Source organism: Rhizobium sp. SEMIA4064, from assembly GCF_003025035.1.
GTDB classification, from domain to species: domain Bacteria; phylum Pseudomonadota; class Alphaproteobacteria; order Rhizobiales; family Rhizobiaceae; genus Rhizobium; species Rhizobium paranaense.
This window is the reverse complement of the sequence record NZ_PYJN01000001.1, coordinates 187,501-204,880: the sequence shown is the minus strand read 5'-3', so window position 1 is coordinate 204,880 and position 17,380 is coordinate 187,501. Positions and strand designations below refer to the sequence as shown.

The 17,380-nt window shown below is 58.6% G+C and carries 17 protein-coding genes, 1 tRNA gene, 2 rRNA genes and 1 pseudogene (1 of these 21 cut by a window edge); 8 read left to right on the top strand and 13 right to left on the bottom strand.

Translation table 11 applies throughout. The features are described from left to right. Positions 1 to 3 precede the first annotated feature (3 nt). From cyoC to C9E91_RS00980, 3 genes are all read left to right on the top strand, one after another. Entirely contained in the window at positions 4 to 633 is a 630-nt protein-coding gene (cyoC, locus tag C9E91_RS00990) for a cytochrome o ubiquinol oxidase subunit III (RefSeq protein ID WP_107106512.1), read from the top strand. Beyond that, positions 630 to 1,043 (top strand): cytochrome o ubiquinol oxidase subunit IV, encoded by a 414-nt coding sequence (gene cyoD, locus C9E91_RS00985; RefSeq protein ID WP_107106511.1) that lies wholly within the window; start codon positions 630 to 632, stop codon positions 1,041 to 1,043. The genes cyoC and cyoD overlap by 4 nt, the downstream gene beginning before the upstream one ends. A 107-nt stretch (positions 1,044 to 1,150) precedes the next feature. Next, a complete protein-coding gene (locus tag C9E91_RS00980; RefSeq protein ID WP_442967413.1) occupies positions 1,151 to 1,906 on the top strand; it encodes an SURF1 family protein in 756 nt (251 codons plus the stop codon). A 4-nt stretch (positions 1,907 to 1,910) separates the two neighbouring features. On the opposite strand, the gene C9E91_RS00975 is transcribed toward C9E91_RS00980, so the two are convergent. Next, the gene (locus C9E91_RS00975; protein WP_107106509.1) at positions 1,911 to 2,474 is read right to left on the bottom strand and encodes a histidine phosphatase family protein; all 564 of its coding nucleotides are present in this window, start codon (positions 2,472 to 2,474) and stop codon (positions 1,911 to 1,913) included. A 229-nt stretch (positions 2,475 to 2,703) separates the two neighbouring features. Between C9E91_RS00975 and C9E91_RS00970 the strand changes: the two genes are divergently transcribed. The 3 genes from C9E91_RS00970 (at position 2,704) to C9E91_RS00960 (ending at position 4,336) form a co-directional block, all read left to right on the top strand. Continuing rightward, the gene (locus tag C9E91_RS00970) at positions 2,704 to 2,913 is read left to right on the top strand and encodes a CbtB domain-containing protein (protein ID WP_107106508.1); all 210 of its coding nucleotides are present in this window, start codon (positions 2,704 to 2,706) and stop codon (positions 2,911 to 2,913) included. A 12-nt stretch (positions 2,914 to 2,925) separates the two neighbouring features. After that, on the top strand, positions 2,926 to 3,666 hold the full coding sequence (locus C9E91_RS00965) for a CbtA family protein (protein ID WP_107106507.1): 741 nt from the start codon (positions 2,926 to 2,928) through the stop codon (positions 3,664 to 3,666). A 187-nt stretch (positions 3,667 to 3,853) separates the two neighbouring features. Continuing rightward, positions 3,854 to 4,336, top strand: coding sequence for a hypothetical protein (locus C9E91_RS00960; protein ID WP_348626953.1), 483 nt, complete (start codon positions 3,854 to 3,856; stop codon positions 4,334 to 4,336). Positions 4,337 to 4,477: 141 nt separating this feature from the next. Here C9E91_RS00960 and C9E91_RS00955 read toward each other — a convergent pair whose 3' ends face one another. Beyond that, positions 4,478 to 4,786, bottom strand: coding sequence for a GCG_CRPN prefix-to-repeats domain-containing protein (locus C9E91_RS00955; RefSeq protein ID WP_107106505.1), 309 nt, complete (start codon positions 4,784 to 4,786; stop codon positions 4,478 to 4,480). A 275-nt stretch (positions 4,787 to 5,061) separates the two neighbouring features. Between C9E91_RS00955 and C9E91_RS00950 the strand changes: the two genes are divergently transcribed. Next, on the top strand, positions 5,062 to 6,663 hold the full coding sequence (locus C9E91_RS00950) for an inorganic phosphate transporter (protein WP_107106504.1): 1,602 nt from the start codon (positions 5,062 to 5,064) through the stop codon (positions 6,661 to 6,663). Between the two features lie 84 nt (positions 6,664 to 6,747). Here C9E91_RS00950 and C9E91_RS00945 read toward each other — a convergent pair whose 3' ends face one another. The 4 genes and pseudogenes from C9E91_RS00945 to C9E91_RS00930 all read right to left on the bottom strand — a co-directional run bounded on the left by C9E91_RS00945 (position 6,748) and on the right by C9E91_RS00930 (position 10,122). Further along, entirely contained in the window at positions 6,748 to 7,191 is a 444-nt protein-coding gene (locus C9E91_RS00945; RefSeq protein ID WP_210203674.1) for a Ros/MucR family transcriptional regulator, read from the bottom strand. A gap of 147 nt (positions 7,192 to 7,338) precedes the next feature. Next, a pseudogene (locus C9E91_RS20130) lies at positions 7,339 to 7,569 on the bottom strand (helix-turn-helix domain-containing protein); the annotation flags it as partial. Positions 7,570 to 8,077: 508 nt separating this feature from the next. Continuing rightward, positions 8,078 to 8,866, bottom strand: a complete 789-nt coding sequence (locus tag C9E91_RS00935) for an EAL domain-containing protein (RefSeq protein ID WP_107106503.1) — start codon at positions 8,864 to 8,866, stop codon at positions 8,078 to 8,080. Positions 8,867 to 9,282: 416 nt separating this feature from the next. Then, complete coding sequence (locus tag C9E91_RS00930) at positions 9,283 to 10,122, bottom strand: sugar phosphate isomerase/epimerase family protein (RefSeq protein WP_245407396.1); 840 nt, start codon at positions 10,120 to 10,122, stop codon at positions 9,283 to 9,285. 425 nt (positions 10,123 to 10,547) lie between these two features. On the opposite strand from C9E91_RS00930, the gene C9E91_RS00925 reads away from it, so the two are divergent. After that, positions 10,548 to 10,793, top strand: a complete 246-nt coding sequence (locus C9E91_RS00925) for a DUF2934 domain-containing protein (RefSeq protein ID WP_107106502.1) — start codon at positions 10,548 to 10,550, stop codon at positions 10,791 to 10,793. Between the two features lie 116 nt (positions 10,794 to 10,909). Here C9E91_RS00925 and C9E91_RS00920 read toward each other — a convergent pair whose 3' ends face one another. The 7 genes from C9E91_RS00920 to C9E91_RS00890 form a co-directional block, all read right to left on the bottom strand. Further along, the gene (locus C9E91_RS00920) at positions 10,910 to 12,403 is read right to left on the bottom strand and encodes a cyclic nucleotide-binding domain-containing protein (protein ID WP_107106617.1); all 1,494 of its coding nucleotides are present in this window, start codon (positions 12,401 to 12,403) and stop codon (positions 10,910 to 10,912) included. A 73-nt stretch (positions 12,404 to 12,476) separates the two neighbouring features. Beyond that, positions 12,477 to 12,911, bottom strand: a complete 435-nt coding sequence (locus C9E91_RS00915; protein WP_107106616.1) for a CBS domain-containing protein — start codon at positions 12,909 to 12,911, stop codon at positions 12,477 to 12,479. Between the two features lie 209 nt (positions 12,912 to 13,120). Beyond that, a complete protein-coding gene (locus C9E91_RS00910; protein ID WP_107106501.1) occupies positions 13,121 to 13,522 on the bottom strand; it encodes a cupin domain-containing protein in 402 nt (133 codons plus the stop codon). A gap of 73 nt (positions 13,523 to 13,595) precedes the next feature. Continuing rightward, entirely contained in the window at positions 13,596 to 14,357 is a 762-nt protein-coding gene (locus C9E91_RS00905; RefSeq protein ID WP_107106500.1) for an SDR family oxidoreductase, read from the bottom strand. Positions 14,358 to 14,737: 380 nt separating this feature from the next. Next, positions 14,738 to 14,814 (bottom strand) — tRNA-Met (locus C9E91_RS00900). A 308-nt stretch (positions 14,815 to 15,122) separates the two neighbouring features. Continuing rightward, a 5S ribosomal RNA gene (gene rrf, locus C9E91_RS00895) occupies positions 15,123 to 15,237 on the bottom strand. Positions 15,238 to 15,443: 206 nt separating this feature from the next. Then, positions 15,444 to 17,380: ribosomal RNA gene (locus C9E91_RS00890) — 23S ribosomal RNA — on the bottom strand (it continues 977 nt past the right edge of the window).

Sequence of the window (17,380 nt, the reverse complement as noted above, 5' to 3'; positions counted from 1 at the left end):
CCCATGACGACCCATAGCGCACCAGCTCTGAAAGACGGCGAAACGCCCGCCTTCTACCTGAAGGAAGAGCATCATCCCGAAGGCAGCACGATGCTGGGCTTCTGGATCTACATCATGAGCGACTGCCTGATCTTCGCAGTGCTCTTTGCGACCTATGCCGTGCTTGGCCGCAACTATGCGGCCGGCCCGTCGCCGGCTGACCTGTTCGAGCTGCCGGTCGTCGCTCTCAACACGACGATGCTGCTGCTCTCCTCCATCACCTACGGCTTTGCCATGCTGATGATGGAAAAAGACAACAAGTCGGGAACGCTGTTGTGGCTGGCGATCACCGGCCTCTTCGGTGCTGCCTTCATCTATTTCGAACTCAACGAATTCTATCACCTGATCCTGGAAGGCGCCGGCCCGCAGCGCAGCGCCTTCCTCTCCGCCTTCTTCACGCTGGTCGGCACGCACGGCCTGCACGTCACCACCGGTATCGTCTGGCTGATCACGCTGATGATACAGACAAGCCGCCGGGGGCTGATCGTCGAAAACAAGCGCCGTCTGATGTGCCTGTCGATGTTCTGGCACTTCCTCGACGTCGTCTGGATCGGCGTGTTTTCCTTCGTCTACCTCATGGGAGTTCTCGGATGAGCTCGAACGCCAATCCTTCGCATCATTCCGCTGACGCCCACGGTCATGGTCACGATCACGGCCATGGCGGCCACGAGGCCGGCCACGGCACATTCAAGAGCTACATGACGGGGTTCATCCTCTCCGTCATCCTGACAGCCATTCCCTTCTGGCTGGTCATGGCCAAGGTCTTCTCCGATCCGGCCGTCACCGCGGTGTTGATCATGATCCTCGGCGCCATCCAGATCATCGTGCACATGATCTACTTCCTGCACATGAACACCAAGTCGGAAGGCGGCTGGAACATGATGGCGCTGATCTTCACCATCGTGCTGGTGATCATTGCGCTCTCCGGCTCGCTCTGGGTCATGCACCACCTGAATTCGAACATGATGACCATGTCGCCCGACATGATGCGCAACCTGCCATAACGATCGAGCGGCGGGCGTCCCGACGGATGCCCGCCGCCATTCCCGGCGCCAGATATTCGCCGGACGACTGCGCCGCGCCTCCGATGGAGTTTTGCGCCTTGACCGACATCCCCCCCCCCTCCCTTTCCGAAAAGCCGCGCTCCGCGCTCACGCTTGCCATCTGGGTGATCCTGCTTCTGCTGTTGACTGCGGCGCTCATTGCGCTCGGCACATGGCAGGTGAAGCGGCTGTCCTGGAAGCTGGATCTGATCGCCCGCGTCGATGCCCGCGTGCATGCGCCGCCCGTCGCCGCCCCCGGTCCGGCGGAATGGCCCACGATCGATGCCGCCGGCTATGAATACAAGCATGTCCAGGCAACCGGCACCTTCCTCAACGACAAGGAAGCGCAGGTCTATGCCTCGACCGCGCTCGGTGCGGGTTACTGGGTGCTGACGCCGATGAAAGAGGCCGATGGTACGATTATCATCGTCAATCGCGGTTTCGTACCGAGTGACAAGCGCAATCCGAACACCCGCCCCGCAGGCGAGCTGGCCGGCGAGACGACCGTTACCGGCCTGCTGCGGATCAACGAGCCGAAGGGCACGCTGCTGCGCTCCAACGTGCCGGCGGAAGAGCGCTGGTATTCCCGCGACGTCACGGCGATCGCCGCGGCGCGGGGCCTCCAGAACGTCGCACCCTATTTCATCGATGCGGACGACACGAAGAATCCAGACGACCTACCGGTCGGCGGCCTGACGCAGATCGTCTTCCCCAACAATCATCTCGTCTACGCCATCACCTGGTACGGGCTTGCCGTGATGACATCAGGCCTTGCCGCCTATCTCGTCTATTTCGAGGGGCAGCGGGGGAAGGCGCGCCACTAGAGCGCTATCTTGCAGCATTCGGAAAACGAAGCTGCCAGCGGCGGCCATCGCTGGTCATCTCCACGATGCCGAGCGGCTCGATGTCGATGGTCCAGAACGCCGCAGGCGGCGCTTGCAGCACATGGAGAATGGCGGCGCGAATGATGGTCGCATGCGTAACGACGACGGTGTGACCGCCATCGCCGATGTGGGTCTTCATCCAATCTCCGACGCGGGCGAGCACGGCGGACAAGGGCTCGCCACCATGCGGCGCCGCATCGAAATCCAGCATCCACTGCGTCAGCGCTTCCGGATCGCTCTCATGCAGTTCGGTGATCGGCCTGCCCTGCCAGCGCCCGTAGTCGCACTCCCGGAAAGACAGCTCCTCCCTGACGTCGAGCCCGCAAGCCGCAGCCGTCTGCCGAGCCCGCAGCGCCGGGCTCGTCCACGCCCGGTCGACCGTTGCGAGCCCGGACGGCAGTTGAATACGCTCGAGCGCTTTTGCCTCCAGCGGCTCGTCGCCGGGAAAGCGTCCCTCACGATTGGCGCGGGTCGGCCCGTGACAAATCCAGCTCAGACGCCCTTTCATACAGCTCGATAACTCCATCCTTGTCGCGATTTCGCATCGCGATGGCGTTTGATTGACAACTATCTTTGCTGCCAGATATAAACTTAGTGTTACGGGTGTGGAAGCCGGTGCAATCCCGGCGCGGTCGCGCCACTGTAATCGAAGGGCGGATACCGCCCCTAGAGAGCCAGACCCTTCCCGTAAAAAACCCTTCCGCAAATGGAACGCGTTATTCAAAAAAGGGAATACAATGTCTGACACCACATTCGCACCGACCGCAATCCCGACTCCGATCCCGGCTGGCGAAATCCTGCCCTGGGCGATCTTTGCCGGGCTTCTCCTCATGCTGGCGATCTATTTCATCGGCGCAGAAGAAGGCGCGACGGCGCTGTTCTCCGGATCCTACGTGCACGAATTCGTGCATGACGCGCGCCACCTGCTCGGCTTCCCCTGCCACTAAGGGGTAACGCTCATGGTTGGACGCCTTTTGCTCCGCGGCATGCTGGTCGGAGTGCTTGCTGGCATTCTCATTTTCGCCTTCGCGCATACGTTCGGCGAGCCGCTCGTCGATCGAGCGATCGCGTTTGAGGAGCAGGCTGCCCAGGCGGCAGGTGAAATGCCGGAACCGGAGATCGTCAGCCGCGCCACGCAGGCGGGCCTCGGTCTCTTTACCGGCATCATCATCTATGCCGCAGCGGTCGGCGGGCTTTTTGCCCTGGTCTTCGCCTATGTCTACGGCCGTGTCAGCCCCTTTGGCGCGCGCGGCACTGCCGCCCTGCTGGCTATCGCCGCCTTTATCGCCATTTCGTTGGTTCCCGACATCAAATATCCGGCCAATCCGCCGGCAATCGGCACTCCGGATACGATCGGCGCCAGGACCGAGCTGTTCTTCGTGATGATCGTGGCCTCCATCGTCGCCATGGTTGCCGCGGTATCCCTCGCCCGTCAGTTGGCGGCGCGCTACGGATCATGGAACGGCGCGATCTTCGCCGGCATCGCCTACATCGTGTTCATCGGCCTGGTGCAATACCTGCTGCCGGCGATCAACGAGGTGCCGGAGCAGTTTTCCGCCGTCGTGCTCTGGCGATTCCGGATCTCTTCGCTCGGCATGCACGCGATCCTATGGACGACGCTTGGCCTCGCCTTCGGGGCATGGGCCGAACGCGATCTGCCGCAGGTTCGCAACGGCCGCACGGCCATGCGCCGGGCCTGAAATGGCAAGCCTGATATGTCCCCCGCATGTCTTCATGCGTGGGACTCACTTGCTGAAACCAGCCATTCTATTGTCGGTCTTTTACCTGATCTGCATCCTGAGCCTGCCAATAGAGGCGAAGGCGCATACCGGTGGTTCGTCGGGAAGCCAAGCGGGCATTCCTATACCAAGTCTGAGCCATGGTGAGATGGCTGTGATCGCCCCCTACTACGGGCGTATCGTTGCGCTTGCCTCATCGGCATCCGACACCGACGAGGCGTTCCGTCGCGTGTTGAACTTCGCACAGATTCAGCGCGCCTATTGCCTTTGGGGCGTCATGCCGGGAAGCGTCGCGGATGAGGACAGCCCCTTTAACGAATGCTCGCATGCCTATCTCGCCGCGGCCAAGATGGCGCTGCTGCAGATGCGCACGATGAAGGATGAAAAAGCGGCCGCCAGCGATCTCATCTCCGAAATCGACGGCGTGCTTGTACGCAACAATCTATCGCTTGTTCTCTGCCGTTTCAGTGGCGAGGGCTTCAACACGGCCGACCTTGTCCGGCCGCAGCTCGCCGGCATCTTTCTGCACGGCAAAAGCCTTGCCGCGACGATGCTGGCACTGATGACGGCAGTGACCGCGCTGTGGTGGACCGCGCGGCTCCTGCGGATAAAGCCGGTCGTTGCCGACTAGCGCATTCCAGGAAACGTGCGAAACGGTTTTCCGTCTGGAATGCGTAAAAACAAAGAGATAGAGCGGAAAAGCGATTCCATGAATCGCTGCCCCGCTCTAGTAGACGGCACCCGCCGTCACCGGACGGCGACGTGTCTGATTTCACCAATCCCGCGGCCGGCCCCGCCAACCACCGTCCCAGCCGTCACGATAATAGGGGCGATGGCCATACCAACCCCAGCGCGGCGGTGGCGCTCTGTAATATCCCCAGCCATAGCCGCGCGGCGGTCCATAGCGGTTCGGCCGGCATGCGCCGCGAGGCGTCAAGTGCCAGCCACGGCCGCAGGCATAATCGACGTTTACGACCGGCGCTTTAGCTACGGTTCCAACGGCAGCGATAGGCATCGCTTCTGCCGAAGATACGACAAGGCTGCCGAGGACGGCAGCAACGGCAATCACGGACAATCTCATCGTGATGATCCTCTCTTCAAGTCCCTTGCAAGCGGATTTAAACCCCTGCCGTCTGAACGCCGGGTGAACCGAAAAAGGCATTTTCGCGGCGAAATCAAGACGTTGAACGTTAAGTTGAGATGATCCTTCCATAAGCTTTCGCTTAACGCGAAACGCATCTGCCGGCGAGCAAGCACGATACAACCATGACCCGCATAAGTATCTCTTTATGCGTCATTAGAGGTTCATCAACCGCGCTTAAATGGTCAACTTTATTTGTCATAAAGGAGTTTGAGATGGTCGACGTCGTTTCAAGCAATACTGAGGGTAGCAATCACCCTATTCACGGCGCGGGCGGTTCCGCTAAATGGTTTCTGCCGATCTTCGGCATCGTTGTACTTGGCGGCCTTGCCTATGTTGGCTATGCCCTTGGCAGCGATCTTGCCAATGCTGCCGCGGTTCCGTGGATCCTGCTCGGATTGGCGCTGCTGATCGCGCTCGGCTTCGAATTCGTCAACGGTTTCCATGACACCGCCAATGCGGTCGCAACCGTCATCTACACCCGCTCGCTGCCGGCTGAGTTTGCCGTTATCTGGTCGGGCTTCTTCAATTTCCTCGGCGTGCTGACCTCTTCCGGTGCCGTCGCCTTCGGCATCCTGGCGCTGTTGCCCGTCGAACTGATCCTGCAGGTCGGCTCCGGCTCCGGCCTCGCCATGGTCTTCGCCCTGTTGACCGCCGCCATCGTATGGAATCTCGGCACCTGGTATCTCGGCTTGCCGGCATCGAGCTCGCACACGCTCGTCGGCTCCATCATCGGCGTCGGTCTTGCCAATCAGTTCCTCGCCCCTGCCGGTTCCGCCACGAGCGGTGTCGACTGGTCGCAGGCAAGCAATGTCGGCTTGTCGCTGCTGCTGTCGCCGATCATCGGTTTCTGCCTCGCTGCGCTGTTGTTGCTGGTTTCCAAAGTTCTGATCCGCAACAAGGACCTCTATGAAGCGCCGAAGGGCAATGCGCCGCCTCCGCTGTGGATTCGCGTTCTGCTGATCTTCACCTGCACCGGCGTCAGCTTCGCCCACGGTTCGAATGACGGCCAGAAGGGCATGGGTCTGATCATGCTCATCCTCATCGGCCTCGTACCGACCGCTTTCGCGCTGAACCGGACACCCGATATCAACTACCTCGATGCCTACAAGGCAGCCTCGACGCAGGTCGAAACTGTCCTCGGCAAGTATGTGAAGCCCGGCGTTGCCACGCCTGCGGACCCGAAGGCTGTCGTCAGCGATGCCGTGAAGAGCAAGACCTGGACGGACGCAACCACCCCGGCACTGCAGGCCTATATCCACGCCACGAGCGTCGAGATCGCCGCTTATCCGAGCGTCGAAAAGTTGCCGAACGGCCTCGTCGGCAACGTTCGTAACGACATCTATCTGATCGGTGAATCGCTGAAGCTGATCGACAAGCAGAAGCTGCTGCCGATGAGCGCCGACGACCTGAAAGCCGTGACCAACTATCACGCCGCCGTCGATCACGCGACCAAGTTCATCCCGCTTTGGGTGAAGGTTGCCGTGGCGCTGGCACTCGGCCTTGGCACCATGGTCGGCTGGAAGCGCATCGTCGTCACCGTCGGCGAAAAGATCGGCAAGACCCACCTGACGTATGGCCAGGGTGCAGCCGCCGAAGTCGTCGCCATGCTGACGATCGGTGCGGCCGACCATCTCGGCCTGCCGGTTTCGACGACGCACGTCCTATCCTCCGGCGTCGCCGGCACCATGGCCGCCAACGGTTCGGGCCTGCAATGGTCCACCGTTCGCAACATGCTGATGGCCTGGATCTTGACCCTGCCGGCCTCGATCGCGCTTGCCTTCGTGCTCTTCATCGTGCTTCGCCAGGTCTTCTAACTGGCGTCACAAGTTATCGAGCCGGCTGTCGTTTAGCCGGCAAATATCGCTGGAGGTTGATGGCGCCCTTCCCCAAGGGCGCCATTATTCTTGCGGCTTGTTACCGTTGGCGCCGAGGCCGGAGAGTTTGGCGAGTTCCGAACGGCGGTTCGCATAGTTCTGGGCGACCATCGGATAGTTGGGAGCAAGACCCCATTTTGCCCGATATTCCTCAGGCGTCATGCCGTAGTGGACGCGCAGGTGCCGTTTGAGCGTCTTGAAGCGTTTTCCATCTTCAAGGCAGATGATGTAGTCGTTCGTCACCGACTTCTTGAGATCGACGGCGGGAACCGGCCTGGTTTGCTCCAGCGGAGGCGCGGATCCATCCAAAGCCTGCAACGCTTCATGCACATCCGCGATCAACTTCGGAAGGTTGCCGACAAGAATGGGATTGTGGCTGACATAGGCCGAAACAATCTTCACACAGCCATCAAACAGAACATGCATTTGCGGCTGGGGCTGGTCTCTTCTGCTGCTGAAAGCGTCCATCATCGTTTCCCGGATCTCGTGTGGCCTGGTGTGAGCCGCCTCGCGTGATTGCTTCATGTACAAACCCATTCGTGAATCTTGCATTGGTTCAAACTCCACAGGTTTTGGTTTGCGGCATCTTCGGCATCCCTGGATGAGGACGCCTGCTCATTGTCGGTCTTTCTCCACGGGCTCGGCATGGCCGGCCGCATCTGCAAAATCCTCTGCGGCGTCTGCAAAGTCCTTTGCAGGATCGGCAAAATAGGTGGCCAGCTTGGTACATAGGACGATAAGGGGAATGCCGAGCATGAAGGCGGCATAGGTTGGATTGCCGTTGCAGTGACGCAGGGTCTGAAGGATCAGCCTGCGCTCGACATCCTCCACGGTCTGGCCGACGAGAACACCGACGGCGGTGTTCACCGTGTGCGGCGCCAGGCTGTCATCGCAGGCGGAGAGATGTGCGACGATCTCATCGATCAGCCGCTCTTCGCTCGCCGTCGCCAGCACGATGCCGGCGGCACGGTCGAGTTCACAAAAGACATAAAGGCCGTTTTCGGCGTCGATCGTGACCCGTCCGGAGACATCTCCCAACACGTTGCGAATGACGATATGCGGGTCCTCTCCGCCCACAAGGGCGAACGGCAATCCGCTACCAATGTAGGAAGCGCCGGGGAACAGGCCCTGCAACTCCTCGAACAGCAGATTAAGCCGCACTTGCGCCTGCACATCCTGTGCTGTGGAGGCAGCGGAGACATCATAATCCCGATGGAAGGAAGGATATTTGATCATACCGTCACCTCCGCGATTGAGGCGGAAAGAAAGGCAGGCAAGCCGCTTTTCCCGCCGATGAACTCCAAGCCGTCGGTTCGTTTTGCCGCGCAGTTTTGTGGGACGAGGGATGGAATATTCATCCAACCTCCCGCAGGCCGAATTTGCCCTTGGTCTGTGGAAGCTGCTGAAGCGCCACGGGCCTGGACAGAAGAAAACCTTGCACATGCGTCGCGCCGCTCGTGCGCGCCGCCTCCAATTGCGCCTCGGTTTCGATTCCCTCGACAATGACCATGGGAGCAAGGCAGGATGCAAAGCCGACCAGATGATAGAGGCTGTCGCGGCCATCCGGGCCTGGCCTGATATCGCGGACAAAAGACGCATCGACTTTGATGATATCGGCCGAGACCTGCAGCAGGTGCGCTGGCGTCGCAAAGCCGGTGCCAAAATCGTCGATCGCGATGCGGCAACCGAGTGCACGTATCATTTTCAATCGTTCGATGGCGGCACCGACCGGCGGATAAGTCTCGGTAATTTCAACGATAAGCCGGGAGGCGAGTTCGGGCTGTTGGCTGATTCGGCTGAAGATATCGGCAAATTGATCCGGCGCCGACAACGTGGCTGCGGATAGATTGCAGCCGAGTGTCAGTGTCGTATCCGCCGTCAAGGCCGCCAGAATCATGTCCAGCATACGGAAATCGAGGTCGAAGCGGCCGACCAATCGTTCCAACTGCGGCACGAAGGCGCCAGCTGTGTGAACGACGCCTTCGGCATCCGTTACGCGCGCCAGGCACTCGGCATAAAGAATCTCTTCGATGTTTTTGACGTCATGGATCGGCTGTACGACAAAGCTCAGGCCGCCCTTGGCGATTGCCTTCAAAATCAGGGCATTATGCCCCTTGTCAGTCCGGTTTCCTCTACCGCTCATCAAGCCTCCAACGGCTGCAAGATGAGCAGCAAACCGAAATTTGGAAAGAAAGGCCGACGTGTGAAAATGACGCAAACAGGCTGGGAGCATGGGATTTCTGGTGCCCAAAAGCCGCCTTTTCCATCTGTGAGACGCCCTCTAACTCAAGGTAACTAGAGTTTCCCTTCCGCAAGCAGAATATGTCGCGTCAAGGCGACAGCATATTTAGAATCAATATATTCCTAATATGTAAACTAGTATCATCAAACATTCAATTGATGCGATTTTTTTGAGTTACTAATTCAATTATTGCCGAAGCGAGCGGCAACAATCTCCGGCCACAAACCATTGGGCGCTATATTGAGGGATGCGTCGGGCACGTAAGTTCTTCCGGCGGGGCCCGCAACAAATACCAGCGAATCACCTCTGGGGCCGCTTTAATCGGGCTGCGGCCACCAGTTCGCTTGCCTTGCCTCCCGCAAGGCATGATCGAGCGGCGCAAGATCTGCATGCCACAGCCGCTCCCATTCGAGACTCATGACGCCATCATAGCAATCGGCAGCCAATGCGGAGAGCAGCGCCGGCATAGGAAACTCGCCGGCGCCCGGGAGCGCGTAGGTATATGGCAGCTTTCCGCTCGCCTTCGAGATGCTATCCTTCACATGCAGATGCCTGACGTTCTGGCGTACTTGCTTCCAGGTCTCCGCAGGATCTTGTCCGCCTTTGCGCCAGGTGTGATGCGTGTCCCAGAGCAGGGCGCAATCGGGTGCCGCTTCCAGAAAACGGCCGAGCGCGTCCGGGTGCGCCAGAAAGTCGTGTGTCTCCACCATGATATCGGCGGCAAAACCCTCGCGGCTGGCGGTCTCGCGCCACCATTCCAGCGTCGACAGTGCCTCGGACAGTTCGCCGGTATCGCCGGTGCTGCCGCCATCGAAAACGCGCAGCGCCTTTATGCCGGCCGCTTCGGCCCATGGAAGATAGCGCAGGAACTCTTCCTTCGCTTGCGGCGTAGCGCCAACGAGACGCATCGATGTGTTCAGCGCGCAAACGGCCACCGGGGAACGCTCCAGGGCATGGACAAGGCCGGCCGGAGTGCCGAAGCGTTCGGCAAAATAGGACGGCAGATCGATCATGCCGCCGAGCGCGCGAATTTCGATCGCGTCGAGGCCGTGGCGTGCTGCCAGAGCGAGCACCTCGTCCAGTTCCAACTCCGCACAGCCCAGTGTCGAAAATGCCAGCGACATTCTTGCGGCTTTGACATCAATGGCGGTAACCATCGCCTCCTCCGCTTGGTTCCAGGGATATCAATATGTCAGCTTCGCCAACGCGATGTCCCTTGGAGACACGAACCAAGCGCGACGCTAGTAACTAAATGGATAATTGTGAAGCATCCTTCGAGCGTCAAGAGCTTGGCGGTAGTGATCGCGGAAACCTCGCGCATTCGAACAGCGTGAAGACACCGATCGAGGCCTCCACCATGCTTGTCATCGTCCCCACGAGGGAGCTTAGCGAGCGTTTCTGATGCGCCGATCCGCGGCGCCTATAATTTTTATCAGAAGCCGGGAACATTCCCTTCAAATGTTGGTTTTCCGTCCGTGGTCGAGGGCGCCTGAAAATTCCCACAAAATGTTGGCGTCCGCCGGCACACATTCATCGAGACAAAAATTTCCTAAAAACGTTCCTTGATCTGGAGGAGACCATAATGCCGACTGAACAGGCACATGAGTGGATCAAAAAACGTGCATATTCTTTGTGGGAAGAAGCTGGCCGTCCCGACGGCCGCGATCAGGAACATTGGAATCAGGCTGCCGCCGAACGGGAAGATCTTGAGAGAACACGGGCCTCCGTGGACGGCGAGGAAATCCTCATCAGATTCAGAGGGAAAGAGCCGAGTCTCGGTAAAAGAGCCGGACTTCCACCATTCTCCAAATTGACCGGCACGCGATAAGGGCTGGGCATAGAGAGAACAGCCAAGCCAGCCCAGGAAGCCGCCACACATGCCGGTGGCCCTGCAAGGGCGACTTTTCGTTGCACACCCCGTCGCCAATAGCGGCGCAATAATTGCTAGCTGCGGAAGATCGTCCGCATCGCCTTCAGGAAGGCGCGGGCGCTCCGTTCCTCTCCCCCCTTTGTCGAGAGGGGCAGATGGCGAACGTGATCGGCGCGGGCGGAAAGTCTTGCGGCTATTTCCTCCGCCATGGCCGGGCGCGCGTCGAGCAGGGGCGCAAAACTCTGCTGATCGATTTCGTAGACAGTGACGCGCGTGAGCGCCTGCAGCGTGCAGACTTCGCCCATTCCCGCGAGCAAACCGCTCTCGCCGAAGAAATCCCCTGGCGACAGCCGTCTCTGTTCCTGCTCGCCATGACGCATTGCGACGATGCCGGCGCGGATGATCATCATGGAAGCCAGCATTTCTCCCTGATGAACGATGACATCATTCTTCTGATATTCGCGGACCGCACATGATCCGGCGAGGAGCTCCTTCTCGGACCCCGTCAGGCCAACGAAAATGGGAATCGCTTCAATGAGGGCAAGCGGCGTGATCTCGGGCGGCTTGGCGCGCTCTTCCGTGGGCGGTTCGGTCATCAGCGCGATAGCTGATGGTGGCATCGCCAGCAGTAATCCGGCGGATTTGCAGTGGCGATAAAACAGGTCCATCACTTCATTTCGGGCTTTCGTCCGCAGCGATGGGTTCTTTACCGAGAACTGCAGCTCAACTTCCAGGGCAACGGCATCCAAGTTCTTCAGCGCTACCTGCGGGGGCGGCTCCCTAACGATCGAGTTACAGCCGGCCAAGACCGCGTGCATAACGTCCTCGACGATGGAGGGCATTCGCGTCGGCGCGACTCGCACCGTCATTTTGAGGAGATGCGTTTCATCGGGCTGGCTGATATTCGTCAGTCCGAGCTTGGCAAGCACGCTGTTGGGCAGAGCGACGACATTGTTCGCTCCGGTCAGAACCTGCGTCGACCGCCATGTGCTGGCAATGACACGCCCTTCCGTCCCGTCCGCAAGCAGAATCCAGTCGCCCAAGGAGTAGCTGCGGCCGAGCGTGAGAGCGATGCCCGAGAAAACATCCCCCAGGGTGTTTTGGAGTGCCAAACCAAGGACGATTGCAATCACGCCGGACGTGGCGACCAGCGTTCCGATCGGAATGCCAAACACGAAGGCCAGAGCGGACAACGTGACACAAAGGTAGACCAGCCCGACGACGATATCCTGCAGAAGGTGAGCTTCGCGTGGCTTGCCTTCGAGAACCAGATAAATGCGTACGAAGCCGATGATGGCCCATGCGAGATGAAGCCACCACAGCAGCTTCGCCATGATGACGACAAAGGCATGAGCATCTTCAAGACCGTAACCTTGAAACCGGCTGGGCGAGATATCGCTGTAGACAAGAACGGCGGTCATCGCGGCAAAGAAGGCAATCTCTACGACAAGCCGGAGGTTCGCCCGCCAACGCGGGATCAAGTGCCATACGACTATTCCAGCCAGCTCGAGAATGATCAGCCATGCCAGAGAAGCGCGCGCGAGTCCGTCAAGATATGCCTGCAGCATGATGATCATCTCTCGGCGGCGGCAACATTGATAATGATTGAATATCGAGAGGCCGATCTCAGGCCGTTGCCACTTACCTGTAGCCCGTTCCCGCTATGTAATCCGCCAGCATATGCTCCTGGAGCTGTTCCTGTTCAAAGAGCACCTTCATCGCATCGCGGATATCGAGAACGCCAAGAGGCTTCGAATCCGTACCGAGTACCGGCATGTTTTGAAGACGCTGCACCACCATGATCTGCCAGACAGCCAGGAGCTCATCATTGGGATCGCAGGAGACGATATTCCTGCTCATGAGCGTCACCACCGAGGCCTCCGGCTCTCGATCCGTAAGGTGGCGAATAAGGTCGGACTTGCTGAGCACGCCGGTTGCTTTCCCGTTCTCGCCGCTGACGACGGCCAATCCTATCCCAGGATTGGAAAGCGAAAGAGCGGCAGCCTGCAGCGTGGCGTTGATATCGATCACCATCAGGCGAGCCGATGTCATTGTGTAGAGCCGTTCGATGCGCATCATCGCCTCCTGTCGGTGCCCAACGGCCGACTGCCGGGGCAATAGATGTTTCGCTCGCGGCTTCGGCTGCCGAATTCAATGCCTGCCCTCATTCGCCGCAGGCCGCCGATCCCCATAGCCGAAGAGCTCGATCGAAGTGACGCCGCGACGCGACGCCACTTCGAGATGCGGCAAATGTTAGTGGGAGGCTTGCCGCGAGATGATCGAACTCATTTCTCGTAGGTCGTCAGGTTGGTCTCGTTGGTGTCGACAACGAACACGGCAAGCAGGCGAGCAGGCTTCGTCTTGCTACCATTCTCGCTGATACCGTGATGATCGCCCGGGAACTCTGAAAAGCTTTCGCCGGCACGATAGACCTTTACCGGTCCGTCATTGACCTTGCTTCGGATCGATCCCTCAAGGACCGTTGCGTAGATGAAAGCGGAGGCTGGATGCGTATGAGCAGGCGAAGTGCCGCCCGGTTCATATTCGACGAGCACGGCTTTGATACTCTTGCCGGGAACGTTCGGCAGCGCATGCTCGTAGACGAGTTTGGCCGAGTCGCCATGGGCGTTTGCTGTGGTCACGGAAGCGGCGGCCAGCGCCAGCGCACCAAGGAATATCCTGATCATGTGAAATCTCCAATTTGAGAATGGAGGAGAGCGGACGGCCTGGCGACCAACCAGGCCTCGGCAATCCTGATTGTCAGTTCTTGCGGGCAGATTGGCTGAACCAAGTGTCGAAACGGACAGCGCCTATGCGTGGCTTGTCCCCTTCCCGAGGAACGAGCGAACCGTCATCCAACTCCGTACCAAAATAGAGCGCGTGCGGATCCCCTACGACCTTGCGCTGATCGTTGCTCGCTTTCAGGAACCGCCCGACAATGTCGGTGAAGCGCCCACGTTCAGGCCCGGCAATATAGACGATACCGTTCACCGGCGGGGCCAGCGCCACATCCGCCATGACATCAGCAACATCGTCCGAGGCGATGGGCTGAAAATTGACGGCCGGCAGGTGCACGGTGTCGCCGACCGTTGCCGATTGAGCGATCCCGCCCAAGAACTCGAAGAACTGCGTCGAGTGAACGATGGTATAGGGGATCTTGGAAGCCCTGATCAAATTCTCTTGGGCCATCTTGGCGCGCAAATAGCCGCTTTTCGGCAGGCGCTCAGTGCCGACGACCGAGAGCGCGATATGGTGCTTCACCCCGGCGGCTTTTTCCGCGGCAAGCAGGTTTCGGCCGGAGGTTTCGAAAAACTCCAGGACGGCCTTATCCTCGAAGGATGGCGAATTCGCCAGGTCAAGTACGACCTGTGCGCCGGCAAGAGCTGCCGCCAATCCCTCTCCGGTGATGGTATTCACCCCGGTATTCGGCGAGGCAGCGATCACTTCGTGACCCTTCTTGCGCAGCCGCTCCGCCGTCTTTGAACCGATAAGGCCTGTGCCACCGATAATAACGATTTTCATGTCCAGTCTCCCGATTTCCGATTTAGAAATTGCTCTTGCAGTGGTCGTGACCAATGCCGGGGAGAATGCGCCAAGCCGGCGCGCGAGCCTATCGAACGGAAGCATTGGCCACACGATGCCAAAGTGTAGGTTGGCTATATCGGATGATTGGCAATCTTGGCCGAAACGAACTCGAGGCGGCGCCTCTAGGTATTGGCTGGGTTTGCCAGACGGGCAAGCAGCCTGACTGCGCGCTGGGTGTCTGGGCTGTATGCGCGTCTTTATGTTGGCGAGGGCCATTTGATATCGTCGCCGCGACGGCATCCTAAAAACGCAGAAAGCCCCGTGTGGGGCTTTGTGTGTGATCTTTGGCGGCTTTGTTGTGTGGAAGGAAGCTGGATTGGTTGCGGGGGCAGGATTTGAACCTGCGGCCTTCAGGTTATGAGCCTGACGAGCTACCGGGCTGCTCCACCCCGCGCCATCCGAGCAAACCGCTTGCGGTTTGTCCGCCCTCGAGCGAACTGCTTTGCAGTTCGTCTCGACGCAGCAAGCCTTACGGCTTGCGTCATCCGAGCAAATCCGGAGGATTTGTCCGTGTTAGGTGGGCACCTTTTGGAGCACACCTGTTTTCGAGACAACTGTATTTGGGTCTCGAAGTCGTATTTCCAGAAGCGACAAAGGCCGCTTGTTAGCGGCCTATTGTAACACGGCTAGGCCGTTTGTTGATCAGAGAAGATTGTAATCGGACAAACCCTATTGGGTTTGCTCGGAAGTTGCGATTGGCAGACCTGGCAGCGACCTACTCTCCCGCGTCTTAAGACGAAGTACCATGGGCGCAGGGGCGTTTCACGGCCGTGTTCGGAAAGGGAACGGGTGCAGCCACCCCGCCATAACCACCAGGTCGGCAAAGCGCAACTTTGAATGAGAAGCTGGATTTTTTAAACACGTCGTTGGATGCGTTTTCGGACAAAGTCCGCAAGCGCAGAGCGCGTCGCCGGCAGTCCGGCGCGCCGTCCGCAGCATAGGGTCGAAGACCCGTACATGCGTGAGGACAAAACTCATTGCAGATGAACGTTTACGTTCGTCTGATGAGCATGAGCAATGGGAACGATCAAGCCAATCGAGCTATTAGTACCGGTAAGCTTCATGCGTTGCCGCACTTCCACACCCGGCCTATCAACGTGGTCGTCTACCACGGCTCTGATAGGGAACACTCGTTTTCAGGTTGGTTTCCCGCTTAGATGCCTTCAGCGGTTATCCATTCCATATATAGCTACCCTGCTATGCCCTTGGCAGGACAACAGGTCCACCAGAGATATGTCCATCCCGGTCCTCTCGTACTAGGGACAGATCCTGTCAATATTCCTACACCCACGGCAGATAGGGACCGAACTGTCTCACGACGTTCTGAACCCAGCTCACGTACCGCTTTAATTGGCGAACAGCCAAACCCTTGGGACCTGCTCCAGCCCCAGGATGCGATGAGCCGACATCGAGGTGCCAAACAACCCCGTCGATATGGACTCTTGGGGGTCATCAGCCTGTTATCCCCGGCGTACCTTTTATCCGTTGAGCGATGGCCCTTCCACGCGGGACCACCGGATCACTATGACCGACTTTCGTCTCTGCTCGACTTGTCAGTCTCGCAGTCAGGCGGGCTTATGCCATTGCACTCGACGACCGATTTCCGACCGGTCTGAGCCCACCATCGCGCGCCTCCGTTACTCTTTCGGAGGCGACCGCCCCAGTCAAACTACCCACCATACACTGTCCCGGATCCGGATGACGGACCGCGGTTAGACATCCATGACGATAAGGGTGGTATTTCAAGGATGGCTCCACAAGAACTGGCGTCCCTGCTTCAAAGCCTACCACCTATCCTACACATGCCGACACGAATGCCAGTGTAAAGCTATAGTAAAGGTGCACGGGGTCTTTCCGTCTGACCGCAGGAACCCCGCATCTTCACGGGGAATTCAATTTCACTGAGTCTATGTTGGAGACAGCGGGGAAGTCGTTACGCCATTCGTGCAGGTCGGAACTTACCCGACAAGGAATTTCGCTACCTTAGGACCGTTATAGTTACGGCCGCCGTTTACTGGGGCTTCGATTCAGAGCTTGCACCCCTCCTCTTAACCTTCCAGCACCGGGCAGGCGTCAGACCCTATACGTCGTCTTGCGACTTCGCAGAGCCCTGTGTTTTTGGTAAACAGTCGCTACCCCCTGGTCTGTGCCACCCTCACATGCTTGCGCACATAAGGGTCACGCTTCTTCCGAAGTTACGCGTGCAATTTGCCGAGTTCCTTCAACATAGTTCTCTCAAGCGCCTTGGTATACTCTACCTGACCACCTGTGTCGGTTTCGGGTACGGTCTATACGGTGGAGCTATTTCCTGGAACCGCGTCCCTGCAAGATCAATCCAATAAGACCTTACAAGTTGAGCAATCCGTCACTACCACCAGGCCCACGAATATTAACGTGGTTCCCATCGACTACGCGTGTCCGCCTCGTCTTAGGGGCCGGCTAACCCTGCTCAGATTAACTTTAAGCAGGAACCCTTGGTCTTTCGGCGAGAGGGTCTCTCACCCTCTTTATCGTTACTCATGTCAACATTCGCACTTCCGATACCTCCAGGATGCCTCACGGCTGTCCCTTCACTGGCTTACGGAACGCTCCGCTACCACTCCTCAAAGAGGAATCCTCAGCTTCGGTGCATGGCTTTAGCCCCGTTACATTTTCGGCGCAAAGACCCTTGACTAGACCAGTGAGCTGTTACGCTTTCTTTAAATGATGGCTGCTTCTAAGCCAACATCCTGGTTGTTTTGGGATCCTCACATCCTTTCCCACTTAGCCATGACTTGGGGACCTTAGCTGGAGGTTAGGGTTGTTGCCCTTTTCACGACGGACGTTAGCACCCGCCGTGTGTCTGCCGAGTAGTACTTCCCGGTATTCGGAGTTTGGTTAGGATCAGTAAGACGGTGAGTCCCCATAGCCCATCCAGTGCTCTACCCCCGGGAGTATTCGCTCGACGCTCTACCTAAATA